19 protein-coding genes are annotated in these 24,253 nt (G+C 62.5%); 7 read left to right on the top strand and 12 right to left on the bottom strand.

Features of this window, described 5'->3' with window-relative positions:
• Positions 1-382: 382 nt before the first annotated feature.
• Positions 383-1,534, top strand: coding sequence for a hypothetical protein (locus tag LQ956_RS14495; RefSeq protein ID WP_238622945.1), 1,152 nt, complete (start codon positions 383-385; stop codon positions 1,532-1,534).
• Positions 1,534-2,427, top strand: coding sequence for a cation diffusion facilitator family transporter (locus LQ956_RS14490; RefSeq protein WP_238622944.1), 894 nt, complete (start codon positions 1,534-1,536; stop codon positions 2,425-2,427). Before LQ956_RS14495 ends, LQ956_RS14490 begins: the two co-directional genes overlap by 1 nt.
• Before the next feature lie 18 nt (positions 2,428-2,445).
• On the opposite strand, the gene LQ956_RS14485 is transcribed toward LQ956_RS14490, so the two are convergent.
• From LQ956_RS14485 to LQ956_RS14465, 5 genes are all read right to left on the bottom strand, one after another.
• The gene (locus tag LQ956_RS14485; RefSeq protein WP_238630292.1) at positions 2,446-2,868 is read right to left on the bottom strand and encodes an ATP-binding protein; all 423 of its coding nucleotides are present in this window, start codon (positions 2,866-2,868) and stop codon (positions 2,446-2,448) included.
• Between the two features lie 90 nt (positions 2,869-2,958).
• On the bottom strand, positions 2,959-4,932 hold the full coding sequence (locus LQ956_RS14480) for a SpoIIE family protein phosphatase (protein WP_238630291.1): 1,974 nt from the start codon (positions 4,930-4,932) through the stop codon (positions 2,959-2,961).
• Positions 4,919-5,953, bottom strand: coding sequence for an ABC transporter substrate-binding protein (locus LQ956_RS14475; RefSeq protein WP_238622941.1), 1,035 nt, complete (start codon positions 5,951-5,953; stop codon positions 4,919-4,921). Before LQ956_RS14475 ends, LQ956_RS14480 begins: the two co-directional genes overlap by 14 nt.
• Before the next feature lie 130 nt (positions 5,954-6,083).
• A complete protein-coding gene (locus LQ956_RS14470) occupies positions 6,084-6,425 on the bottom strand; it encodes an STAS domain-containing protein (RefSeq protein WP_238622940.1) in 342 nt (113 codons plus the stop codon).
• A 363-nt stretch (positions 6,426-6,788) separates the two neighbouring features.
• On the bottom strand, positions 6,789-7,532 hold the full coding sequence (locus LQ956_RS14465; RefSeq protein WP_238622971.1) for an SIMPL domain-containing protein: 744 nt from the start codon (positions 7,530-7,532) through the stop codon (positions 6,789-6,791).
• 279 nt (positions 7,533-7,811) lie between these two features.
• On the opposite strand from LQ956_RS14465, the gene LQ956_RS14460 reads away from it, so the two are divergent.
• Complete coding sequence (locus LQ956_RS14460; RefSeq protein WP_238630290.1) at positions 7,812-8,873, top strand: SO_0444 family Cu/Zn efflux transporter; 1,062 nt, start codon at positions 7,812-7,814, stop codon at positions 8,871-8,873.
• A 9-nt stretch (positions 8,874-8,882) separates the two neighbouring features.
• Here the strand turns inward: LQ956_RS14460 and LQ956_RS14455 are convergent, their stop codons facing one another.
• Entirely contained in the window at positions 8,883-9,464 is a 582-nt protein-coding gene (locus LQ956_RS14455) for an RBBP9/YdeN family alpha/beta hydrolase (protein ID WP_238630289.1), read from the bottom strand.
• A gap of 266 nt (positions 9,465-9,730) precedes the next feature.
• On the opposite strand from LQ956_RS14455, the gene LQ956_RS14450 reads away from it, so the two are divergent.
• A complete protein-coding gene (locus LQ956_RS14450) occupies positions 9,731-11,533 on the top strand; it encodes a mechanosensitive ion channel family protein (RefSeq protein ID WP_238630288.1) in 1,803 nt (600 codons plus the stop codon).
• 122 nt (positions 11,534-11,655) lie between these two features.
• Positions 11,656-12,807: a PQQ-dependent sugar dehydrogenase gene (locus tag LQ956_RS14445; protein ID WP_238622967.1), complete on the top strand. Its 1,152-nt coding sequence runs from the start codon at positions 11,656-11,658 to the stop codon at positions 12,805-12,807.
• On the opposite strand, the gene LQ956_RS14995 is transcribed toward LQ956_RS14445, so the two are convergent.
• Positions 12,783-15,962 (bottom strand): S8 family serine peptidase, encoded by a 3,180-nt coding sequence (locus tag LQ956_RS14995; protein WP_347402082.1) that lies wholly within the window; start codon positions 15,960-15,962, stop codon positions 12,783-12,785. The two genes, LQ956_RS14445 and LQ956_RS14995, sit on opposite strands and share 25 nt — an antisense overlap.
• A 309-nt stretch (positions 15,963-16,271) precedes the next feature.
• On the opposite strand from LQ956_RS14995, the gene LQ956_RS14435 reads away from it, so the two are divergent.
• The gene (locus LQ956_RS14435; protein ID WP_238630287.1) at positions 16,272-16,436 is read left to right on the top strand and encodes a DUF1328 domain-containing protein; all 165 of its coding nucleotides are present in this window, start codon (positions 16,272-16,274) and stop codon (positions 16,434-16,436) included.
• 261 nt (positions 16,437-16,697) lie between these two features.
• Here LQ956_RS14435 and LQ956_RS14430 read toward each other — a convergent pair whose 3' ends face one another.
• The 4 genes from LQ956_RS14430 to LQ956_RS14415 form a co-directional block, all read right to left on the bottom strand.
• Entirely contained in the window at positions 16,698-17,795 is a 1,098-nt protein-coding gene (locus LQ956_RS14430; protein WP_238630286.1) for a sulfate/molybdate ABC transporter ATP-binding protein, read from the bottom strand.
• Between the two features lie 47 nt (positions 17,796-17,842).
• The gene (cysW, locus tag LQ956_RS14425; RefSeq protein ID WP_238630285.1) at positions 17,843-18,730 is read right to left on the bottom strand and encodes a sulfate ABC transporter permease subunit CysW; all 888 of its coding nucleotides are present in this window, start codon (positions 18,728-18,730) and stop codon (positions 17,843-17,845) included.
• Positions 18,731-18,750: 20 nt separating this feature from the next.
• The gene (gene cysT / locus LQ956_RS14420) at positions 18,751-19,584 is read right to left on the bottom strand and encodes a sulfate ABC transporter permease subunit CysT (RefSeq protein WP_238630284.1); all 834 of its coding nucleotides are present in this window, start codon (positions 19,582-19,584) and stop codon (positions 18,751-18,753) included.
• 95 nt (positions 19,585-19,679) lie between these two features.
• Positions 19,680-20,702: a sulfate ABC transporter substrate-binding protein gene (locus LQ956_RS14415; RefSeq protein ID WP_255722566.1), complete on the bottom strand. Its 1,023-nt coding sequence runs from the start codon at positions 20,700-20,702 to the stop codon at positions 19,680-19,682.
• A gap of 371 nt (positions 20,703-21,073) precedes the next feature.
• On the opposite strand from LQ956_RS14415, the gene LQ956_RS14410 reads away from it, so the two are divergent.
• Complete coding sequence (locus LQ956_RS14410) at positions 21,074-22,591, top strand: sigma-54 interaction domain-containing protein (protein WP_238630283.1); 1,518 nt, start codon at positions 21,074-21,076, stop codon at positions 22,589-22,591.
• Between the two features lie 251 nt (positions 22,592-22,842).
• On the opposite strand, the gene LQ956_RS14405 is transcribed toward LQ956_RS14410, so the two are convergent.
• Positions 22,843-24,253, bottom strand: a 1,411-nt coding sequence (locus LQ956_RS14405; RefSeq protein WP_238630282.1) for an aspartate:alanine exchanger family transporter, incomplete at its 5' end; no start/stop codon positions are given.

The raw sequence follows: 24,253 nt of genomic DNA, 5'->3' as shown, positions 1-24,253 counted from the left end.
GCTCATACGGAAAACGAAGTTGAAGTCCTTGCTGAATTTTTGGAGCCGGAGATCTTGGAATCACAGATATCCGTCCAGCGGGTTGATGTCGCGCAATTTGTCCAGTTCTTTGGCTTTCCTGAGATGAGGTCGTGCGGGCAGGTGTTTGATCTTGCCGGAGTGTCCCGGGAACTGCAATGAATCAGGTGGCGAGGAAGGATTGATGACCCATTGTCTCGACGCTGTCGCGAACGCCCGGCTTCCCGGGTGTGGGGGGGCTGTACTGTCTGACCGTCGGCAACGCGGATACCGCGGTGCAGGGCCTCTGGCATAATGGACGTTTCGGATGTCAGAGGCGCGCAGCTTATGGCGGTCCCCTATGGTCGAGGTTGGAGCATTCAGCGTGATTCAGATTGCCAGTATCCCCGCCGAGGGGCCGGCCTTCGAGGCCTTTCTCGACTTCCCTGAGACGATCTATGATCGAAACTCGCCCTGGCGAGCACGCCCCAGTGTGCGCACGCGGCAGTTGCTCGATCAAGCGCGAAATCCCTACTGGCGGCAGGCTGAATATGCCCTTTTCATGGCCTGGGAGGGCGTGCGCCCAATCGGGCGGATCAGTGCCGTTCGGAGGTTCCCGGCAGGGCAGCGCGGGGTAGGGGAAACGGATGGTTTTTTCGGTTTCTTTGAATGTATTCCGGATCTCGCAGCCGCCCGCGGATTGCTGCAAGCCGCCGCGAACTGGCTGCTGGAGCGGGGTTGCACCCGCATGCTGGGACCCTGCCAGCCGACGCCGGATTACGACAGCTACGGCTTGCTGATCGAGGGCTTCGATCAGCTTCAGGTCAGTGGAGAGTCGTTCAATCCCGAGTATTATCCCGGGTTGTGCGAACAGTTCGGCTTGCGTAAGGAGCGGGATTTTATCTCGGTGATGAACCGGGTCGATGGAAATCCGATCTATGATCGCGCCATGGCGCAGATGGGGCGCTATGGCGCGCGCCATTCCGCCGCCAGGGTCCGCGACTTCGATGTGACCCGCTTCGATGAGGAGGTGGAGGTCGTGCGGCACATTTTGACCCAGGCCTTCGCGGATCGGCCGCTCTATGCCGAACTCGATGGCGCCACCCATGGCTTCCTGCTCCAATCCATCGCACGCCGGGAAGACCTGCATTGTTTCTCCATCGTTGAGATCGACGGCCGACCGGTGGGGCTTAACCTGACGGCACCGAACTATGACGAGGAGTTGCGCGGCAGGCCCATTCAGTGGATCCGGTCCAACGAATTTGCCGTTTTGCCCGAGTATCACCGCACCCACGCGGCTGTGCCGCTTTATCATTACAGTTGGCTCAAGGTGCAACGCGGCGGCTATGCTGGGGCATCCATTGGATATTTGAGCGAACACTCCGACAGCATGAGCCGGATGACGGAAAAGGTGGGTTCCGTGCGGGTTAAATGTCACCGGCTGTATCAAATGCCCCTGAACGTATCGACCGACCCGATCAGTATCGGGCTTAAGTCGGCACCCCCTCCCGATGTCTGCGCGCCTGGTGAACCTTGATGTCGGCCCCGAACAGCGAACCCTTGCGCAAGCAGGAACGCGCGATTTTACTGAGTTTTCTGCTGGATCTGGCCGGTTTTCTGCCGACGATTGTGATCGCCGTATTTTCGGGGTCGATCCTGCTGATGAGCGATCTGCTGGCCTATGGCCGTGGACTGTTCACGACCTTCATGGGGTGGCAGATCCTGCGCTCCATCCGACTCGGGCGCATCCAGGGCTACGATTACGGCACGGACAAGATCCAGGCCTTTGCCGGCGTGATCGGCTCTGCGCTGTATCTCGGCACTCTGGGTCTGTTTGCGATCTGGGCGATTGGGCGGCTCTTTGAGCCCAGCGAGCCGAACTATACCTTTATCCTGCTCGGCGTACTGTTCCAGTCGATCGATGGTGCGAGCAGCGCTTGGCTATGGCAGCGGAATAAAAGAATGGCGCAGCTGGAATTTTCGCCAGTGATGGAAATGCAATGGCGGGCCAATCGCGCGGATGCCCTGTTGTCGTTCGCGGTCGTGATCGGTCTGTCAGTGACGCTGCTGCTGCGCGATTTGCCCTGGGCGGTCTATCTCGACCCTATCCTGGCGCTGTGCTTCATCACCTATGTTGGCCTGTCCTTTCTGCCTATTCTCGCCAATGGGGTCAATGATCTTCTCGATAAGACGCTGCAGGAAGACCTGCAACTGCGCATTGATCGGCGCCTCGCTGAGCATTTTGACGATTTCGATGCCTTCCACGGCGTGCGTTCTCGGCGCGCGGGTGGGCGCATCTTCATCGAAATCGCCCTTGGCTTCGATTCTGAAACGACCATGGAGGCTGCGCAGAACACCGTCAGGCAACTGTGTGAGAAGCTGGAGCGCGATATTCCGGGTAGCGAAGTGCGCGTGGTGCTTATGCCTTGAAAGGCCTTGTGCTCGTGTTCAGGCGCCGGTGCAGCGCTTGACGAGGCGCAGGCGGTTTTGTCCCCGCTCGAAACGGTAGCTGACTTCATCCATGGTCTGGCGGACGAAATGAATGCCCAGTCCGCCGATCCGACGCGAGTCGAGGTCTGCATCCAGGTCCGGTTCCGGCGCTTCCAGCGGGTTGAAGGGGATGCCATCATCGATCAGTTCGGCCTCGACCCGGTCATCCACCCGTCTTAGTTCAAGGCTGAATGAATGGGTCTGTCCGTCGGGATAGGCGTAGTGGATGATGTTGGTGACCAGTTCATCGAGCGCCAGATTGAGAAAGTGGATGGTTTTTTCTTCAATACCCTGCCCTTGGCCGAAGGTTGTCAGCCACTGTGCCAACCGGGCCAGCTCAGACAGGTCGTTGGTCAGCGTCAAGGTGCTTGTCGGGTTCATCTGCAGTTGCCCCGTCGATGTCCGTTGGAGGGCAGGGGGGATTGTCGGTGGTTTTTCCGGGCAGGCATGAGTCCGTGATCTCAATGTCGATTAACTCAGGCGCCGGAACATCATCATGGTGATGTCGTCGAACTGCTCGGCTTCGCCGGTATGCGCGAGGATGTCCGCCAGTAAGGCATCCAGCGTTTCGCGACAGCTCAGCGACTGGCTCGCATGCAGGCGCTCAAGCAGGCGCTCGTTGCCGAAAAGCTGATTGTCCGGATCCGTGGCCTCGTTGACGCCATCGGTGTAGAGCAGCAGGCCATCGCCGGCGGCGAGTTGGATGTGGCCGGTGTCGTACTGGAGCCCGGCCATGGGTCCGGCAGCGATGCCCGTGGGGCTGTCGATCCACTCGATGCTTCCAGTGGTGCGCAGCCATAGCGGCGGGTTATGCCCGGCATTGGCATAGGTCACGGTGCCGTCGGACAGGCACACCACGGCACAGAACAGTGTGACGAACATGCAGGCGTCATTGTGCTCGGCCAGGGTATCGTTCAGGCGCTCCAGCATCCGCCCGGGGTTGCGGTCGATCTTGGCCTCAGCCCGCAGCAGGCTGCGAGCCACCGCCATGAAGAGGGCCGCCGGGACACCCTTGCCCGAGACGTCGGCGATGGCCAGGAAGACATGCTCCTCGTCCAGGAGCATGAAGTCGTAGAAGTCTCCCCCCACCTCGCGCGCCGGTTGAATGATGGCGCACAGGTCCATGTCGTTGCGTTCAGGAAAGGCCGGGAAGGTCTTGGGGACCAGATCCATCTGGATGTCGCTGGCGATGCGCAGTTCGCCGTTGATGCGCTCCCGAGCGGCTGTGGTTTCCTCAAGATCGGCAATGTACTGCTTCAGACGATCGCGCATGGCATGGAAAATCGTAGTGAGCCTGGCAATCTCATCCTGTCCCTTGGGCGCGGGCAGTGGTGCGTCGAGATTCCCGGCGGCGATGCCGGGCGCGGCTTCGCTGAGGGCGGTGATGGGGCGGGTGATGGAACGCGCGATCCAGCCTACCGCCAGGAACAGCAGGATCAGGCCGCCGCCGCCGGCAAGCGCCTGGAGCTGGGTGAGCCGGGCGATCTCACGGTCGAGTTGGGTTTGGGAAATCACCACCGCAGAGGTCCATCCGGTGGTGGAAAGACGACCCCAGGCCAGCCAGCTCTTTTCTCCCGTGGCCCAGCCGATCCAGGGTCGCATGCCCGGATCTCCGGACAGCATTGACTGGCCCACCTGACGCAGTCCGGGGTCGCCGCGCGCCTCGGCCAGGCTGAATACAGACTCCCTCATGGCGATGGTGTCAGTGGGATGGCTGATGTAAACGCCATTGCGACTGATCAGCAAGGCATAACCTTGCTCGCCCAGCGGCAGGTCGGCCAGCAGCCGGTCGAGCCAGTCCAGCTCGATGTCGCTGGTGACAACGCCGGCGAGGAGGGGGCCGTCCGGCGACGCCAGCCACACGGGCACCGAGTAGGTCACCATGCGTTTGCCGGTGTAGTGGATGTAGGGTTCGGTCCAGACGGCGCGGCCGAGAAAGCGCGGCAGGGCGAACCAGTCCTCGTCAAGATAATCCAGGCCGTCATGGGCGAGGTCGTGATAGGCCAGCCTGTCGCCGTCGCGGTAGCTGAAAGGTGCCAGCGCCCCCCAGTCGGGCGGCTTGCGTTCCGGCAGCCACGCGAAGGTGGTGCCGTAAAGCCCGGGCTGCTGGTGCAGGGCTTCCCGTTGCAGGGTGCGCATCTGCTCGAGTGTCAGATCCAGCGAGGTGGCACTGAGGCTGAGGGCCATGCCGTCGACGAGGCTCTGCAGACCGCTCAGGGTGGCGTCGATGCGATCCGCCGCGCCATCGGCGAGAAAGCGCGCGCGGACTTGCGCCTCCTCCGTCAAATGTTCCCGAAAGCTCAGGTAGTTCCACAGTAGCAGGCCGCATAGAATCAAGCCCGCGATGCCCACCGTCGACACGAGCAGACGGTTGCGCAGCCGCGCTTTGGCCGGAACCGGGCCAATGCCCAAGTCGGCCGGGTTCATGCGTTCAGCAGGGTTCATCAGGCCCATCCTCCGCGCAACAGTCAGGACAGAAGCGCGTTAAGGGAAGCGCTTCGGAGATCAACCCTGAGGCGATCAGGGCTTGCGCGGTGGCAGTATAGGCCGCGGGTGAAAGGCGACCCGCGGTGGGCGATTCACCGGCGGTCTCGGGGAAGATGGACGCGAGCAGATGTTCGAGCATCCAGCGTTCGTGGGGGCGGTTGGTCAGGACTCGGGCGCGCTCGGCCTCTGCCAGCACCAGGTCAACGGCCTGTTCCGGGTGGGCGCGGGCGTATTCCCAGCCGGCCAGGGTGGCCTGCCAGAGACGCTGTGCCAGCGCGTGGTTGTGCTGTAGCCAGTCCGAGCGGGCGTATAGTCCATCCTCCGGGAAATCGAACCCAAGGTCACGCAGCAGGAAACCGGTGAGGCGGTCCTCGTCCACGCCCGCCTGCCAGATGCGATGGTATTCGTTGTACTCCATGGCAGCGCAGGCGGCAACGCCCCCGTGCAGGAAGAGGTTCACCGTTGCGTTTTGCGGGATCGGTTCGTATTCAATCTGCCGTTCGGCCAGCAGGGTGCGAATCGCGGCTGAAAAAGGCCCTGTCCACAGGCTGATCCGATGGCCGCTCAGGTCTTGCAGGTGCTCGATGCCTTGATCCTTCCATGCCAGCAGCATCAGGTTGGAGCGTTGCACTAACTGGCCGATCAGCACGGGGTGCGCGGCGTTGGGGCTGTCATGGGCACCCGCGGCGGCGACCATGGCGTCGGTCAGAAAGACGGTGGCAAGCTCAGCCTCTCCGTCCTGCAGGTGTTCCAGCGAGGAGCGCCGGGCATTGGCGTGCACAAAGGTCACCTCCGCGCCGGCTGCGGCGTAAAAACCTTGCTGTTGGGCCAGGTAAAAGCCGGCGAACTGGCTCTGCGGTATCCATTGCAAGGCGATGCGCACCTGAGCCGGTGGGGCGGCGTGATCCTGGGGTTGCAGCGTCTCGCCAAGGCAGGGTTGGAATACCGCCATGCCCGCGAGCAGGACGAGCGCACGCACCCAAAAACCGTGAGCGGGATTGGCATGAAACAATGGATTCACCCTCGGGCGTGATGAAGCGCGCTGATTGTCAGCCTGCGTGGTGGCCGTTCATCGTATTCGATGGCCCGGACTGGCATGATGGCCATGCTCAGGCCGGCGATGCGAGTTTGGCGAGCGCCTGTTCACGCGAGTTGAAGGTTTCGATGATGGCAATGAAACCGCTCAGTTTAAACACCTCAAGCACTTCATCTTTCAGGCTGCAAATACCGAATGGGCGTCCGGCTTTTTTGCATTGTTTGGTGGCGAGCAGCAGCACCCGCAGTCCCGCGCTGGCCATGTAATCGAGCGCGGAGCAATCGATGATGATGGTGGAGGCGGTGTCCAATTGGCTGATCAGTTGCTCCTGCAACGCGGGGGCCGTGCTCCCATCAAGGCGTCCGCGCACCACGAAGATCAGTGCATCGGATTGCTTTTCGCAGAAGATATCCATCGATCAGTTTTCCTTCATGGAGGTTGTGGCGTTGAGCGTCCGAATAGTGGTTGTCCGCGGGCGAATCGCCCCGCGCCACTCGCTTCTGGAGCCGGCGCGGATGGTTGTTCGATCTTGCCGGAGCAACCCCGGAACTGCAACGGATTAGGGCGTCCTGTTGTCAGGCACCCGGGTGCATGGGTGGTTTTCGATGGTGATGAAACGCCGGTTCAGGATTTAGGCGGCCGGTATCCACAGAAAGCGTGGACAATCCTGTGGATAATGTCGGGATACCCGCCCGGATGCCTTGAAGAACATGGGGGCCTGAACGGATTGGTTATTTAATGACCAATCCGTTCAGTGCCTCGGTCCCACGGTGCCTCCTCAGGGAGTTTCCAACTTGAAGGAGATGGTGGTGACCACCCGCACCTTCTTGATTTCAGGCGTGTAGCTGTCCAGATCTTCAATGCTGAACAGGCCTTGGGTGGCGGTGAGGATACCGCCCACCCGGCTGCCTGAGTCCTGAGCGAACTGTTCGGCGGCGCGGCGGGCATCACGGGTGGCTTCAGCCACCATGTCCGGCTTGACCGTTTCCAGTTCGGTGAACAGGAACTGGGGCCGGTGTTCGTAGCTCTGTGTCAGGGCGACGCCGGCGGTCACCAGGGTGCCGGTTTCACGCATGGCCTGGCTCACCCGCCGGGCGTCATCGGTGCGTACCAGCACCACCACGTCCGCCCCGAATCGATAGGACGGGCGGTGTTCCCCGTAGATGTTCTGCTCCCGGTCGGTGATGGTGGGCGGCACGATCCGGATCTGTTCCCTGTCAAATCCCTGGTTCAGCAGAAAGTCGATGACCTGACCTCGCTGGCCGTCGATACTCTGCTGCAGTTCATCCAGGCGCTGCGCCTGGACCTGGAACACCACGGGCCAGAGGACCAGATTGGCGGGAATTTCCCGTTCCGACAGGCCCCGTACCGTCACCTGCCGATGGGCGCTGGTGATCTTGTCGGCGGAGGACGTCATGCCCTGGCGTACTTGGGAGCCCAGCAGGGCCGGTCCCAGGATCAAGCCCACGCAGGCCAGGGACAGGGCCAGGATGGAAACCAGCAATAGCGAGCGTTCTTTCATCATTCCTCCTTGACAAAAAGAAATTTGTGCGGAAAGGGAAGGGGGTGTGGGCAGGCTTGTTGTTTCATAAGGTCATATAAAAAATCTATTTATAACTTTATCGAACATCCTGTGGTCACAGTGTTCCGGTATCAACTCGGTATCTTCGTTGTGTGGATCGATGTTGATGCCGATCCATGCATATAAGGTTTATCGTAGTGAACCACCGGGGCCGGCACAATGCTGACCCCTCACGAAAGTCGGCCCCGTTCGAGGCCGCCGGAAAGTGGAGCAAGCACGATGAAGGCCTTGCAGGAAACCCTCTCCATCGCCCTGGCGGCAGCTCCATGGCTGCTGCTGGGCCTGACCATGGCCGGGCTCGTGAAGGCCCTGATTTCTGAAAAGATGCTCGGCAAGGCGTTGGGGGGAGACGGGGTGAAGCGCGTCGCCCTGGCGGCGGTGATGGGGGCTCCGTTGCCCCTGTGTTCCTGCGGCGCCATACCCACTGCCCTGGCCTTGTATCGGGGAGGTGCGGGACGGGGCCCGGCCACCGCCTTTCTCATCGGCACGCCGGGCGTGGGGGTGGATTCGGTAGCGGTCACTTATGCCCTGCTGGGGCCTTTCATGGCTGTGGCCAGGGTCATGGGCACCATCGCCACCGCCATCGCCACCGGACTGCTGGTGGCTGTTACCGGCAAATCACCCGCGAGGGCCGCGGCGGGCAGCACCGGTTGCCAGGGATCGGGATGCTGTGGAGATGCCCATTCACACCTGCATGAGACGGATCAGGTCCGCCAACCGCTGGGCCGGCGCCTCAGCGGGGGGCTGGCATTTGCGTTCAACGATGTGCTGGACGATATCACCGTGTGGTTGGTGATCGGTCTGGTGGCTGCCGGCGTTCTGATTGCCTATGCCCCTCCTGAGACCATGATGACCTACGGCAGCGGTCTGCCGGCCATGCTGATGGCAGCCTTGATCGGCATCCCTCTGTACCTGTGCGCCACGGCGGCGACGCCGATTGCGGCAGGCATGATCGCCAGCGGCATATCACCCGGCACGGCGCTGGTATTTCTGCTGGCCGGGCCCATCACCAGTTTGGCGACCCTGGGTGTGTTGCGCCGGGAATTCGGCGGCACCGCCTTGGTTCTCTACCTGACGGGCATCGTGGTTACGTCCGTGATGGCCGGCCTGCTGGTGGATGCCTGGGTGCGATGGATGGAACTGGATCTGATCGCTCAGGTGGCGACGGTACGGGAACTGCTTCCGCCGTGGTTGGAATGGTCGTCGCTCATCCTGCTGCTGATATTGATGTTACGCCCCCTGGGTCGTCGGCTGGAGATGAATTCCAGCGTGAACCAATAAGGTCAACCACTACCCGACCCGGCGTACCTCTGCGGAGGACTGCTGCTGCAGGGTGCGAAGCAGATCCAGCCCCTGCGGCCAGGGGCCGAAGCCGGATGCCACGTTGATGTGACCGGCGCTGCCGATGTTGATGACCGGAGTGCCCCATCGGGTGGTCCAGGGAAGCAGCTTGGCCATGGGCATCCAGGGATCGTTGGTGCTGGCCACCACCAGACCGGGAAACTCCAGCGGGCGGGAGGGCAGCCGGGAGGCCAGGCTTTCGGCCGGGCCTGATGGATCTCGCGTGCCGAAGGGAGAGAACCGGTCCGGGTCTGCCGGCGCCACCAGCATGACCCCGGCCACCTGCGAGGACAGACGACTGGCGGCGGTGACCGTCGCCAGGCAGCCGAAGCTGTGCGCCACCAGCCAGACCGGCCCTGTCGAACGGATGATTTCGTTGCTCACGGCCTCTGCCCAGCGGGACAGGACCGGCGATTCCCAATCGATGCCGGTGACCCGGCGAGTATCCGGAAGCGCCGATTCCATCCAGGTTTGCCAGTGTTCGGCTTCACTGCCGTGAAAGCCGGGTACGATCAGTGTGGTGTGGGCCATGACGATACTCCTGAACGATCCTGACCCCGACTTTAAGGGGATTGTTGCTTCATCAATAAAGAATAAATTTTATTCTATTAATTCCTTTTTTGAATTTATGGTGTCCTGATTGGATTGAATACCGCCTACCCAAGGGATGTGACGGCACCCATCATTCAGAACACATCCTGGCAGGGATGCGTAGCCCGGCGTGTGCAGTGAAGGTGTGTGACGCTGCATCCCGGTTGCTTTCAACGGTATGATCGCGAGGTGGCATTCAACAGCGCATGTCCCTGACGCAGATCAAAGATACCCATGGCTATCCGGTGGGTGATCAGGTCCTGATCCGTATGGGCCAGACTCTGGCCGACAGTCGGCTGGAGGGACTGAACAAATTTATCCATGGCTTTACCGGGGATGAGAAGCCCTTCACCGCATCAAACCCTCGCACGCATGAGCAAGCGCTAATGGACGACACCTATGCCCGAAAGATCCCCGACCCCATCGAGGAGAAGTCGAATGGCGGAGCTCTAAAGAAGCATCCCGGGCCTGCCAGGAACGGGCGGAGGCCGCGAAGCCGCATGGGACAACCAGCGCAGGCGTCGGCAATCCATGGTGCAGGAACCCCTGGGCATCAAGGGCGGAGTTTGGTTCGAACCTGGGGCTTTTCCCGGGCTCGAGTGGCCGGACTTATCTGCGCCATGTCCCTGTGCTGCGCAGTCTTTGCGATCAACTCGGTTGCTGCCCAACAGGCATACGGTAGCGAGGATAGGCCGGTGCGCTCCAGTGCGCCTGATGGCACACCCGAGCCCCCGGGTAGGGTCGAGGTCCAGCGCGTCGCCAAAGATGACCAGATCCGGCAACGGATCACGGACATTCTTAGAGCGACAAACTGGTTCAGCGAGCCCGAGGTCACTGTTCAGGAAGGGATCGTTTTCCTTAAAGGAACGACGGCAAATGAGGAATCCAAGCAATGGGCCAGAGATCTGGCGAAGAATACGGAGGGCGTCGTTGCAGTCGTCAATGAAATCGAGGTGGTCCCCACCACGGTTTGGGATTTCGATCCCGCCTTTCAGGTACTGAACGATTTAGCACGGGGTCTCGTTCGATCGCTGCCCCTGATTGTGGTGGCGGTGGGCGTCATCGTTATTTCATGGATCCTCGCCCGGTTAACGGTGTTCGTCCTGCGTCGTCGGCTGCTGGCGCGACCCCTCAGCCAGCTTTTGCGGGAAGTATTGGCTCGGGCTGCCGGAATGCTTGTCATGCTTGCCGGCCTATATCTTGTGCTCCGTATCGCCGGGCTCACCCAACTCGCGCTGACGGTGGTGGGCGGCACAGGCCTGATCGGGTTGGTGCTGGGCATCGCATTCCGGGACATCACCGAGAATTTTCTTGCCAGTCTCTTTCTGAGTCTGCAGCAACCGTTTCGTGAGGGCGATCTGGTCGAAGTGGCAAACGTCACGGGTTACGTTCAGCGGTTGACCTCTCGTACCACGGTGCTGATGACACTCGACGGCAATCAGGTACAGGTCCCCAATTCCACCGTCTTCAAAAGCACACTGCGTAACTTCACGAGCAATCCCAATCGCCGCGATGATTTCATCGTGGGGATCGGCTACGAGAATTCCATCTCTTCTGCCCAGGAAGTCGCCTTGAAGGTGCTGGGTGAACATCCGGCCGTTTTGCATGAGCCCGAACCGATGGTGCTGGTGGAAGAGCTTGGGCCATCCACGGTCAACCTGCGCGTGTATTTCTGGATTGATGGCGGTCGCCACAGCTGGGTGAAAGTGAAATCGTCCGTCATTCGACTCGTCAAACGGGCCTTCCAGGACGCCGGCATCTCTCTGGCGGGCGAGGTTCGCGACATCACCTCAGCTGAGGGGATGCCTGTCGGTATGATGGAAAGCGAAGGGCATCCAGAACCAGTCGACTCAGTCCTGGTGAGGTCGACCGTCGAGCCCAAGACAGTTGCGACCTCTGCGGAAGCCGGTCTGCAAAGCGAAGCCCAGGAGATCAAGGAACAGGCACGCAGATCCTGGACCCCGGGGGAGAATCTCCTAACCTCCTCGTCGTCTGCGGATACCCATTGAGGGTACGTGTGGGGGATAAATGCATTTTCCCGCTGGTAGCCGCAGATCGGTTTGAGCATTTCACCGTCGCGGTATAGCCTGCCAATAGGTGTTTGCTGAAGCCATTTCGAAGGAGAGATGACATGAGGATCCATGCCGGTAATCTTTGGGCAGGTGCGACCCTGTGGCTCGCCCTGGCCGCGGCACCCGCCCTGGCCGAGGAGGTGGTGGAACGAAGCATCAGCTCTGAATATCAGTCCATGCGTCTGGTCAAGGTGGTGGATGGCCTGACCCACCCCTGGGCGGTGGCCTTCCTGCCCGATGGGCGCAAGCTGATCTCCGAGCGCCCCAATGGACTGGTCCTGGTAGACCGGGACGGGCGCAAGGCACCCCTGCAAGGGTTTCCCGCCTTCCATGCCTTCAACCAGGGCGGGGTGCTGGATGTGGTGCTCCATCCCCGCCATGAGGACAATGGCTGGATCTATGTGACCTATTCGAAGGGCGATGCCCGGGGTACGGTGCCGGCCCTGATCCGTGCCCGGCTGGACGGCGGCCGGCTCACGGCGGTGGAAAATATCTTCGAGTCCAATACGTACACTCAGCCCGGGCGCCATTACGGTTCCCGCTTGCTGTTTCTGCCTGACGGCACCCTGCTGATGACCATCGGTGACCGCGGCGCCCATCCTCCCAGGGCCCAGGACACCCTGGACCACTCCGGCAGCATCGTGCGCCTGAACGACGACGGTACGGTGCCCGAGGACAATCCCTTCGTGGGGCAGGAGGGGTATGCCCCGGAGATCTACACCTACGGCAACCGCAATATCCAGGGCATGGCCCTGCATCCCGCCACCGGTGAGGTCTGGGTCACGGAACACGGCCCCCGGGGCGGGGATGAACTGAACCTGATCGAAGCGGGCAACAACTACGGCTGGCCCGTGGTGACCCTGGGGCGGGATTACCGGAGCGAGGACCGGTTCCCCGATGCCCAGGGCCGTCAACGGGAAGGCATGGTGGACCCGGTATTCGAGTTTCTGCCCACCCTGGCGCCCTCCGGGCTGGCGGTGGTGGACAGTGCCCACTTCCCGCGCTGGCAGGGTAATCTGCTGGCGGGCGGCCTGCGTGCCCAGCGCATCCTGCGCCTGGTGGTGGAGGATCATGCGGTGGTCCATGCCGAAGAGCTGCTGCGGGACCGCGTGGGCCGGGTCCGGGATGTCCGTCAGGGGCCTGACGGGTATCTCTATGTGCTTAATGACGCCCCCAACGGTGCCCTTTATCGCATCGAGCCGGCCCGCTGAACCACGGCGTTGCGTGGACGCACGTCAAACCGGGAGGAACCCGTGTCGAGAAATTGGTCTTCTTCCTCTGTTCCCAGGATTCGGATCGGCAAGATTCGATCCTCCTGATCCACCCAGCCAGGCCGATGCAGATGAACCGCGCCATAGAAATGATCACCGGGCTGAACGTCATCCAGCGACCAGGTGACGTCCAAGGGGAAAGGGTCCTGAGAGCGCGATACAGGATCAACGCTCAGTGTGCCGGAAGCGGGGGTATTCGGCGTGATGATCATGTAGTGGAGACTGTAGTGATCATCCGTGCGCATGGGCGCCAGGTTTTGCCCGACCACCCACCAGGTCCCGGGTTCCGGGTTCGTGATCACGAGCCCCTTGCTGTTCAGTAAAACTCCCGTGTCCAGTGTCTCGACGGGGTCGTCTCCCTTGCCCACATGGAATTCCATCCCCGGAGATTCCGTTATTCCCAGATCCACGAACAGGACCCATGCGCCCTCGGGCACGCTGATGGATTCCATGAAAACCCCGCCATCGCCATTGAATGGATATTCCGGCGTGGGGTCCGAGTCCAGTACCCCGGAAACCTCGATTCCCCTGATCAGTCCGTGGGTCGCAAATTCGACATCCGGTAAGGCCTCTACGCGCTCGTAGCGACGAGTGTCCTCGCGCTCCAGGGTATGAATCCTGATGTCCCGGGGCAGATGGGCCATGGTGTCCCGGATGGAAATGGGCATGGTCAGGGTCCGGACAGCGCCAGCGGCCTCCGTCAGTGTCAGGGAGCCATGTCGAAAGACGCCCAGCTCCCCGCCTTCATGTTGGGTCGCAACAAGCCGCAGATCTTGACTCTGCCCGGGCCTCAGGGAAAAACTGCGGGGCGAAACCTCCATGGGGCGGCCATCCTCCAGTTCCGCGACCGCCTCCCAGTGGGTGGTCTCACCGGAGACGTTGGTCAAACGGCGGCTCCATCCGCAGTCAAGGACGCACGCCCCACGCCCTAGACTGGCCAGATTCAACCGGCTCGGGTCGCCCACATCCGGTGAGGCATTTTCCCAACGCAGGCTTGGGTTTGCCGCTTCATAGCCTGGTCCGGTCTCGTCCAGAACCAGTGGTGCACTGATGGCCCCGGCGGCATCCACCCGCCCGCTCCCTCGGTCAAAGGGGGTGGCCGGCTGGTCATCGTGATTTTTGATGCCCTCCGGCCGGGCTGTGGTCATGATGGCGGAGCGGGCCTGTGCAGGTGTCCAGTCCGGGTGCAACGCGGTGATCAGGGCCAATACCCCGGCCACATGGGGGCTGGCCATGGAGGTGCCGTTCCAGACGGCGTAGCCCGCGCCATCCACCACCGGGGCCAGGATCGCCGACCCGGGTGCCACCACATCGGGCTTGATCACGTCGGGCACCTGCCGGTTCCACCCACGCGAACTGTACGACGCCACCCGGTCCGCACCCCCGGGATCATGCCGTACTTCAGTCCCCGACAGGCTCCCCGTCAAAGGTTCACCCGCTTCCAATGCCTCGCTCAGCCACTGCGCCAAACGTTGGGCGTCCCCATAGGTGATGTGCACGGCAGGCAAGAAGTGTGGGTCCGCCGCCAGCGCCGATTCATCACCGGGCTCCACCTCGACCAGGATCATCCCGACGCCACCATTGTCCAGGACATGTTGCCCCTTCTCCACGCGAGCATTTTCACCACGATCACAGATCACGATTCTGCCATTGAAACGAGAGTCAAACTCCCCTTCACAGAACCGGTCACCGAAATCCACCGCGTGGACGATCGGGGCAGGGTCCAGGCCCCGGGTCAACGCCGCCCCCGTGATCCGCTCGCTCCTGTCGCCCCAGGACAGCTGCAGATGGTTGACGTAACTCAGTGCGTGCGTACTGGAACCGACCGTGAACACCCATGGTGCGTCACCGGGCGTATCCACGGTGGCATTCCCGGGCCCGTCATTGCCCGCGGAGACCACCACATGGATCCCCAGGTCGATGGCCGACAGTAAGGGAAGGCCCAGCACGGAATCCTGCCAGGGATCATACTCCCCACCGCCCAGGGAGAGATTGAGCACATCCACCCCATCCATGACGGCCTGTTCCACGGCGGCAATGAGGGCTGAATCGCGAAAAAAACCACCGTCTTCGTAATAGGCATGATAGGCAATGAGGTTGGCATGGGGCGCCACGCCGGAGAGATTGGCTATCAGGCGCAGCCCAGAAGGGGCGTATACCGTCGCCTCCCGGACAAAATTCCCCACCGCCGTGGCGGCCACATGGGTGCCATGGCCATGGCGGTCCACGGGGTTGTACCCTGCATCATCCAGCGCCCAGGCACCAATCAATTTATTGTTACAAGGGAAATTGGGGTTGTAGAGGCGAACGTTGCCGGGATCGCAAACCCCATAAAAACGTCCCCGAGGATTGTCATGCTCGTAGCCATCATCACCGACTTGCGCGAATGACGGGCTGTGAGGATTGATGCCTGAATCAATGACCCCCACCACAATGCCCTCACCCATGGTGGGCGGCAGACCCGGGTGAGCCTTGCCTGACCAGACAGCGGGGGCGCCGATCAGGGCCGCGCCGGGAGACGCGAACTCCGCCCCGGGCAGATTAAGCCGAACGCTGCCGCCTCCGCCGGAGTTGAAACAGGCCGGGAGCATGACCACAACCCCCGCCGTCGTCAGCAGGAATAAGGTGGTACGGGGACGTCCATGGCGCCGATAGATCCAGAAGGCCGTGATGAATATCAGCATGGAAAGCCCGAGCCACGCCAAGGGCGACGCGGATGTTGGAGGCGTCTTTTGTTCGCCTTCGTATATCCACCGCGTATCGTCGGCCATCCCCCGCGGGCCGGTGACGCCTTCGCGCTCCACGGACAGGATGTCGGGGTGCTCCCGAATGCGCCCCGCCTCGACCGTGCTCAGAGGCACGGCCAATCCATGCATCGTGACGTCATATATCCGCACAATGGTCAGGGGCCTCCCAAGGTCGGATTCCAGGTCCCGGATGATGCGTTGACGTTCCCCCCGCAGGTATTCACGGTATTGCTGGACGGAGGCCTGTTCCATGTCCAGTCGCCGTACACCGGCTGCCCTTGGGTTGGTGGGAGGGTAACCCGCAATACCACCCTCATAGCGGGCAATGGGTTCACCGGAAAGCGTCACGATATACAGCGGATGCTCCCCGGCCAGGGCGATGACGGGCAGGAGCCATAACGCGAGGAAAACAAGCCAGCATTTCGCCGGCCGGGTCCGAATTCTATTCTCAACACTGCCTTTCATCGGTCGCCCGCCCGTTGCTGACTGGTTCTTCTTGCGGACGATAGCACAGGCTCCATGGGTGAGATTCCACAACGACGAAGAGGAAGGGAAGGGCGCCTTTGAAAAAGCCGATGATCAGCAGGTTTTGGAAAAGCTCCCGTGCGGCTGCTAGAGTTGATAGGAGTGCTTGTAACTCGTCACAAGGAGAGCGTCATGATCCATTGGGCACTGATCTTTCTGATCGTGGCTATCGTTGCGGGGGTCTTGGGGTTGAGCGGTATTGCCGGCGTGGCCACGAACATCGCCTGGATCCTGTTCATCGTTGGTCTGGTGGTCGCACTCGTCTTCCTGATTACGGGCAGAAACCCGCGGATCTGACCCTGTAGACGTATCGCTCTTGACCCTGATCCTGATCCCGATCCAGGTGGGATGCGATGAAAGGCCTCTCTTGCCGTCACTCCCGCGAAGGCGGGAGTCCAGGGTTTTCGGTCTGTGACTGGACTCCCGCTTGCGCGGGAATGACGAGGGTGGTGGGAATGATGATGGCGGGAATGACAAGGATGCGGGGGTGACCAGGCATGGCGGGAGCGCATGAGCGAGTAAGAGGCTTAAAAGCGATACACATCCTTTCGATGGCGGTCACATACCCACGGATTCAGGATCTGCCGGTGTGCGTCCCGGTTCCACGAAGACGCGGCCGTTGAGTGGCCGCACCCAGGTGTTCGAGCCCTGGGACAAGCCCAAGGACCTGAGCCGGCTCTTGGGCAACTCGGCATGGATCAGGTCCCGGGCGCCAGCCACCTTCAGTTCCAGGCGGGCGGTCGGCCCGACCACCGTGATGCCTTCGACCACGGCTGCAAGTGCGCCTTGTGCGCTGTCGTCCGCCAGGATCTCGATGTCGTGGGGACGCACATAGGCCAGTCCGTGACCTTCCGGCTGATCGCCCGTTGCTGCCGTGGGCAGGGCCAGGTCGCCGATGCGGGCCTGTCCGTCCTGCACCCGGGCATGGAACAGGTTGACCTGGCCCAGGAAGCTGAACACGAAGGGATTGGCCGGGTGATCGTAGACCTCCTCCGGGGTGCCCTCCTGTTCCACCCGGCCCTGGTTCATCACCACGATCCGATCCGATACCTCCAGGGCCTCTTCCTGGTCATGGGTGACGAACACGCTGGTGAGGTGGATCTCGTCGTGGAGGCGGCGCAGCCAGCGGCGCAGTTCCGCCCGCACCTTGGCGTCCAGGGCGCCGAAGGGCTCATCCAGCAGCAGCACCTTGGGTTCCACCGCCAGGGCGCGGGCCAGGGCGATGCGCTGGCGCTGTCCCCCGGAGAGCTGGGCGGGGAGGCGGTTGGCGGTCCAGTCCAGCTGGACCAGTTCCAGCAGGCGCGTGACCCGGTTGCGGATCTCGGCCTTGCTGGGCCGCAGGCGCCGGGGTTGGACCGTCAGACCATAGGCCACGTTGTCGAACACCGTCATGTGCTTGAACAGGGCGTAGTGCTGGAACACGAAGCCGACGCCGCGTCGGCTGACGTGGACATCGGTGGCATCCTCGCCATGAAAGCGGATGCGGCCCGAATCGGGGAACTCCAGGCCGGCGATGATGCGCAGCAGGGAGGTCTTGCCGGAGCCGGACGGCCCCAGCAGGGCGGTGAGCTGGCCCTCGGGGAGGGACAGGGTGACGTCGTCCACAGCCACGAAGTGGCCGAAGCGCTTGTTGACGTGTTCGATTTCAATGCTCATGGGCTGTCCGCAGGATGTGGTTTGTCTGAAGGTGAAAAGGGTTGGGGTCACGCCGCTGCCTGGTGGCGTTGGCGTTCATCACGCCAGTCCACCAGGCTCTTCACGGCAATGGTGACGATGGCCAGTCCCGCCAGCAGGGATGAGACGGCAAAGGCGGCGGTGAACAGATACTCGTTGTAGAGCACCTCGATGTGCAGAGGCATGGTGTTGGTCTCGCCGCGGATGCGTCCGGAGACCACGGCCACGGCACCAAACTCTCCCATGGCCCGGGCATTGCACAGGATCACCCCGTAGATCACCCCCCACTTGATGTTGGGCAGGGTGACGCGCCAGAAGGTCTGCCAGCCGTTGGCGCCCAGGGTCAGGGAGGATTCCTCCTCCTCCTTGCCCTGCTGCTGCATGAGGGGGATCAGTTCCCGGGCCACGAAGGGCATCGTGCCGAAGGCGATGACGATGATGATCCCCGGCACGGCGAAGATGACGCGCAGGTCATGCTCCGCCAGCCAGGGGCCCAGCCAGCCCTGGGAGCCCAGCAGGATGACGAAGATCAGGCCCACCACCACCGGCGAGATGGCAAAGGGCAGGTCGATCAGGGTGATCAGCACGGATTTGCCGCGGAACTCGAACTTGGCGATGGCCCAGGCCGCCATGACCCCGAACACCAGGTTGATCGGCACCACGATGGCCACCACCAGCAGGGTGAGGCGGATGGCGGCCTGGGCATCGGGTTCCGTGATGGCGGCGTACCACACCTGCAGGCCCTGCTCAAAGGCCCCATACAGCACCACGGTCAGGGGCAGGACCAGAAACAGGCTTAGAAAACCCAGGGCGATGCCGATGAGCAGGCGGCGGACCCAGGCGGGCTCTTCGGTGGCCCGCCGCCAGGTGGGTGCGGCCGCCCGAGTGCCGTGTATGTGCGAAGCGATGGTACTCATGGGGGATCTCTCCGGCAGGGTCAGCGGCGGCTGTGGCGGGCGGTCCACCACTGCAGGGTGTTGATGAGCAGCAGCAGCACGAAGGCGGCCAGCAGCATCACGGTGCCGATGGCGGCGGCCCCCGGATAATCGTACTGCTCGGCCTTGGCCACGATCAGCAGCGGCGTGATCTCGGTACGAAACGGCAGATTGCCGGCGATGAAGATGACCGAGCCGTATTCCCCCAGGGCCCGGGCGAAGGCCAGGGCGAAGCCGGTGAGCAGGGCGGGCAGCAGGGCCGGCAGGATCACCCGCCGCAGGGTCGTCAAACGGTTGGCCCCCAGGATGGCGGAGGCCTCTTCCAGCTCCCGCTCCAGGTCTTCCAGCACCGGCTGCACGGTACGCACCACGAAGGGCAGGCCGATGTAGGTGAGGGCCACCACCACACCCAGCTGGGTATAGGCCACGCGCAGACCCAGGATCTCCAGGTACTGCCCCACCCAGCCCGTGGAGGCGTAGAGGGTGACCAGGGCGATGCCGGCCACGGCGGTGGGCATGGCAAAGGGCAGATCCACCAGGGCGTCGATCACGCGCTTGCCGAAGAACTGATAGCGCACCAGCACCCAGGCGACGATGGCGCCGAACACCAAGTTCAGCAGGGCGGCGATCAGCGAGGCGCCGAAGGACAGCTTGTAGGAGGCCACCACCTGACGATGGCTGACGGCCTGCCAGAAATCCGCCCAGCTCATCTGGGCGGTGTACAGCAGGAATGCGCCGATGGGGATCAGCAGGATCAGTCCCATGTAAAACAGGGTGAAACCCAGGGTGATCCCAAACCCCGGAATCACGCTGGGCTGTCGCAAGGCCAATGTCATCACTCATGCTCCATGAGATAAGGTTTGATCGGATCCCATCGCCCACAAGCGGGCCGGCCCCCACGGGTGGGAGCCGGCCCCCCGGTGAACCGGTCTCAGTGGATCTCGGCCAGGATGCGGTCGAATACCCCACCATCATTGAAGTGGGTTTCCTGGGCGTTGCGCCAGCCGCCGAACCATTCATCCACGGTGTGCAGGTTCACCTCGGGGAAGCGCTCGGCGAACTCCGCCAGGATCTCGGGATTGGAGGGGCGGTAGTAATGCTTGCCCGCCAGCCGCTGCGCCTCGTCGGTGTACAGGAACTCCAGGTAGGCCTGGGCCAGCTCACGGGTGCCCTTGCGGTCCACGTTGCGATCGACCACGCTCACCGGCGGTTCGGCCAGGATGCTTACCGAGGGCACCACGATCTCGTACTGGCCCTGCCCGAGCTGTTCCACGGCGAGGAAGGCCTCGTTTTCCCAGGCGATGAAGACGTCGCCGATGCGCCGCTGCACGAAGGTGTTGGTGGCGCCGCGGGCGGCGGGGTCCAGCACCGGGACATTGGCAAAGATGTCCCGCACGAACTCGTAGGCCTTATCTTCATCGCCAAACTTCTCCAGGGCGTAGCCCCAGGCCGCCAGATAGTTCCAGCGGGCACCGCCGGAGGTTTTGGGGTTGGGGGTGATCACCTGGACGTCCTTGCGCACCAGGTCATCCCAGTCGCGGATGTTCTTGGGATTGCCGGCCCGCACCAGCAGGACGATGGTGGAGGTATAGGGAGAACTGTTTTGCGGCAGGCGGGTTTGCCAGTCTTCGGGGATGAGTTGGGCCCGGTCGTGCAGGGCGTCCACGTCGTAGGCCAGGGCCAGGGTGACCACGTCGGCATCCAGGCCATCGATGACCGAACGGGCCTGGGAGCCTGAACCGCCGTGGGACATGCGCACGTTCACCCGTTGGCCCTTTTCGGCTACCCAGTGGGCGGCGAAGGCGTTGTTGTATTCCCGATAGAACTCCCGGGTGGGGTCGTAAGAGACATTCAGCAAGGTAGCGGCCTGCTGGGCCAGGGCGGCCCCTGACAGCCCCAGTGCCAGGGCGGTGACACCGGCAAGGGCGAGACGGGAAAAGCGGGATCTGGGCATGACGTATGGACTCCGAAAGCGTTGTGTTGTGATGCGTTAGGGAAGCACTGAACAAGCCCCATTCCGTGACTCCCGGAACAAGCCCCCTGCCGTCACTCCCGCGAAGGCGGGAGCCCAGAATGTTCAGTCCGTGACTGGATTCCCGTTTGCACGGGAATGACCTGTTCAGAACACCCATGGATATTCTCGTTTTTTCTATAAAAGAAAATTTACTTACACTTAAGTGAATATCAAAAGGCGTGCCAACTAAATAAATGCCGCCATAACAATGATTTATAAAAAGCAGCCAGAAAATTTTTCTGAAATCCGTCAAATAAAACGAAAATTTTCGTGATATAAGACGTGAATCGTTTTATTTGGTGAAATGTGCGATGGAATCCTTGCTCCTGACAATCTGGAACGATGTTGCCTCCCACGAGCCCATCGCATCCAAGCTGGAACACCTGCGACAGTCCCTGGGACTGCAGGTACCACTGTGCCAGCTGCAGCTATTCCAGCTTCAGGATGAGCATCGCCTCACCCGGGTGGCCTGTACGGGCGATGGGGCGGCAAATGGCGCTGCATCGAACCTGGAGATTCCAGGGGTGGCGGCGTGGTGTCGTACCGGGGACATGCTGGAAACCGGTGGGGGCGGACGGACATCCCCGATGGACCGGTCCTTCGCATCCCTGCATTCCGGGGTGGCGCTGGTCTGCCCTCTGAGGATTCAGGACCGTCCCGTGGGGGTGCTGCTGGTAGTGCCGGAGTCCCGGGTGGGGCTTGTCCCGGAACAGCGTCAGTGGCTGGAAGCCGTGACCTTGCCCCTGGCGGTGATCCTGGAGCGGCATCTGGAGGCGCGCGCCCGGGATGCCCTGGAGCGGGCCGTTCAGGTGGATCAGCAGGCGCTGGGTCAGCGGCTGGGCGGGCGCACCGAGGATGGGCGCATCGTTGGGGCCGAGGGCGATCTAAGGCCTGTCATGGAACGGATCGGGCTGGTGGGCGATTCGGATCTGTCGGTCCTGTTGCTGGGCGAGACGGGCTCGGGCAAGGAAGTCATTGCCAGGGCCATTCATGAAGGTTCACGGCGTTGTGGGGCGCCGTTTGTTCGCGTCAACTGCGGTGCAATCCCGGCGGAGCTGATCGACTCCGAACTGTTCGGCCACGAGCGTGGCAGCTTCACCGGTGCGCTATCCCAGAGACAGGGATGGTTCGAACGGGCGGATGGGGGCACCCTGTTCCTGGACGAGATCGGTGAGTTGACCCATGCCGCCCAGGTGCGTCTACTCCGGGTGCTGCAAGAGGGCGTGATCCAGCGGGTGGGTGGTCACGACGCAGTGCCGGTGGATGTGCGTATCGTGGCGGCTACGCATCGGGACCTGGCCGCCATGGTGGCGGCCGGCAGCTTCCGGGAAGATCTGTGGTATCGGGTGGCGGGTTTCCCTATCCACATACCGCCTTTGCGTCACCGTCCCAATGACCTGCCCGCCCTGGCGGAGCACATGGCCTGGCGCTCGGCCCAGCGCCTGGGTCTGCCGCTGGTGCTGCCCAGCGCGGAGGACCTGCGCCTGCTGGCGGCCTACTCATGGCCGGGCAACGTGCGGGAACTGGCAGCGGTATTTGACCGTGCGGTGGTGCTGGGGCAGGGCAAGCAGCTGGTGCTGGCCTCCGCCCTGGGGCAGGCTTTGCCGAGCGGGAGTGTGATGGAGTCACGGCCGAGTGAATCCAACCCGGGAATGCCCGACCAGGCATTCCCCACGCTGGAGCAGGTGCAGCGCGCCCATATCGAGGCCGCCCTGGTCCGCACGCGGGGACGTATCTCCGGCCCCACGGGGGCGGCAGCCCTGCTGGGCCTTAATCCGAATACCCTTCGGTCCAAGATGCGCAAGCTGAAAGTGAGCCGGGCAGGGTAGGGCTCAGTGTTTCGGCACATCTGATGGGGTTGGCGGAGAGAGAATTTGTTTAACGCTCAAATCCCTGCCCATGCGCGTGATCGCGCAGGTCCACGGCATGGCTTCGGCGGCGGGCTGCCAGACTGGTGGTCTGTTGCGATCTCGCCGTGGCGGGCCGCTCGGCACGATTTGCAGCTCCTGGGGTCAACATCGGCCTGTTTTGCTCCACCCCCATGGTGCCGCTGTCCCTGGCAGTGCGGGTAAGGTCATGTTCAAGCAAGGATGAGGATGATCTGGGCCAGCAGGATCTTGGCAATGGTGGCCATGGGAAAGACGGTGGCATAGCCGATATGGGGCAGATCGTTACCTGCCTGCTCTACCGCGTAACCCAGGGCTGCAGGCTGGGTATGCTGTCCGGAGACCACCCCCAGCATGACGTTCATGGGCAGTTTCAGCAGTTGATACCCTACCGCCAACGTGGTGGCCGCCAGCGAGAAGGTGAGCAGGCCACCCATCAGGATGAGGTCCAGACCCTCGCCGGCTTGCAGCGTGGATGCGAAGGCATGACCGGAATTGGTGCCCACGGTCGCCAGGAACAGCAGCAGACCGAATTGGCGCAGGGTGAGGTTGGCGGAATAGGGCAGGGTCCAGACCACCGACCCCGTATGACCGATGGCCCCCAGCAGCAGCCCCATCAGCAGGGGGCCACCGGCAAATCCCAGTTGCAGTGTCAGCCCGCCGGGCAGGGGCAGGGGTATCAGACCCAGCAGCAGTCCCAGACCCAGGCCAATGGCCAGGATCGGGATATTGATTTCCGACAGGGCCTGGTAGGAGTCCCCGAAGAATCGGGTGACCTTGTCCATGTCATCGCGCCGGGACACCACCCGCACCCGGTCCCCCAGTTCCAGTCGCAGATCCGCGGTCGGCAAAAAATCCATGTCCCCCCGACGCACCCGGGTCACGACGGCGCCCAGGCGCTGGGGCAGGGCCAGTTCTCCCAGGGTGCGGCCGGCCACCTGGGGATTGCTGACAAACATGCGTCGAAAATCCAGGCGGGAATGGTCGAAGATGAGGTCTGTATTCACCACGTCACCCAGTCGGGCGGCGGTGCTTTCCAGGTCGTTCCGGGCCCCCACCAGGCTGATCTCATCACCCGGTTCGAGCACGGTGTCCGGCTGGATCAGTTCCACCACGTCACCACGGCGGTAACGACCGAAAATGACATGCCAGCGCTCCCGTTCCCGCCATGCCTGGATGGGCATGCGAGTGACTTCATGGCAGGTGATGCGCACGGTAATGTGGGTCAGATGCTCACCGGTGGCACCATAGTCGCGCAGCCCTGCCGCCTCCCGCGCATAGTCGATGCGCCAGAGACGTTGCAGCACGATGATGGCCAGGATGATACCCAGGACGCCGCCCGGATAGGCCAGGGAATAGGCGATCACGGGGGCCGATAGGCTGGCCTCGTTGGCGCTGTCCCTTAGGGTTTCCAACACACCGGCCAGGGCGGGTGTATTGGTCGTGGCACCGGCAAAGAGTCCGGCGCTGGTGGGACCGTCCAGGGGCAGGGCCCAGGCCAGCAGCAATGTCACACCGGCCCCGGCCAGCAGTGACAGCAGCACCAGTCCGTTGGCCCGCAGCCCCCGGCTGTCGAAGGCCCGAACAAAGGCACGGCCACTGGCC

It is taken from the genome of Ectothiorhodospira lacustris (assembly GCF_022227845.1).
GTDB lineage: Bacteria > Pseudomonadota > Gammaproteobacteria > Ectothiorhodospirales > Ectothiorhodospiraceae > Ectothiorhodospira > Ectothiorhodospira lacustris.
Note: the sequence above shows the minus strand (reverse complement) of the source record. Positions and strands in the feature narration are given on the sequence as shown.

Excerpts from the sequence above, each read along its gene's own strand:
- cysT (WP_238630284.1), bottom strand. The coding sequence starts at position 19,584 with ATGACATTGGCCTTGCGACAGCCCAGCGTGATTCCGGGGTTTGGGATC.
- LQ956_RS14450 (WP_238630288.1), top strand. The coding sequence starts at position 9,731 with ATGTCCCTGACGCAGATCAAAGATACCCATGGCTATCCGGTGGGTGAT.
- cysW (WP_238630285.1), bottom strand. The coding sequence starts at position 18,730 with ATGAGTACCATCGCTTCGCACATACACGGCACTCGGGCGGCCGCACCC.
- LQ956_RS14430 (WP_238630286.1), bottom strand. The coding sequence starts at position 17,795 with ATGAGCATTGAAATCGAACACGTCAACAAGCGCTTCGGCCACTTCGTG.
- LQ956_RS14490 (WP_238622944.1), top strand. The coding sequence starts at position 1,534 with ATGTCGGCCCCGAACAGCGAACCCTTGCGCAAGCAGGAACGCGCGATT.
- LQ956_RS14465 (WP_238622971.1), bottom strand. The coding sequence starts at position 7,532 with ATGAAAGAACGCTCGCTATTGCTGGTTTCCATCCTGGCCCTGTCCCTG.
- LQ956_RS14415 (WP_255722566.1), bottom strand. The coding sequence starts at position 20,702 with ATGCCCAGATCCCGCTTTTCCCGTCTCGCCCTTGCCGGTGTCACCGCC.
- LQ956_RS14485 (WP_238630292.1), bottom strand. The coding sequence starts at position 2,868 with ATGAACCCGACAAGCACCTTGACGCTGACCAACGACCTGTCTGAGCTG.
- LQ956_RS14460 (WP_238630290.1), top strand. The coding sequence starts at position 7,812 with ATGAAGGCCTTGCAGGAAACCCTCTCCATCGCCCTGGCGGCAGCTCCA.
- LQ956_RS14455 (WP_238630289.1), bottom strand. The coding sequence starts at position 9,464 with ATGGCCCACACCACACTGATCGTACCCGGCTTTCACGGCAGTGAAGCC.
- LQ956_RS14470 (WP_238622940.1), bottom strand. The coding sequence starts at position 6,425 with ATGGATATCTTCTGCGAAAAGCAATCCGATGCACTGATCTTCGTGGTG.
- LQ956_RS14410 (WP_238630283.1), top strand. The coding sequence starts at position 21,074 with ATGGAATCCTTGCTCCTGACAATCTGGAACGATGTTGCCTCCCACGAG.
- LQ956_RS14480 (WP_238630291.1), bottom strand. The coding sequence starts at position 4,932 with ATGAACCCTGCTGAACGCATGAACCCGGCCGACTTGGGCATTGGCCCG.
- LQ956_RS14435 (WP_238630287.1), top strand. The coding sequence starts at position 16,272 with ATGATCCATTGGGCACTGATCTTTCTGATCGTGGCTATCGTTGCGGGG.
- LQ956_RS14445 (WP_238622967.1), top strand. The coding sequence starts at position 11,656 with ATGAGGATCCATGCCGGTAATCTTTGGGCAGGTGCGACCCTGTGGCTC.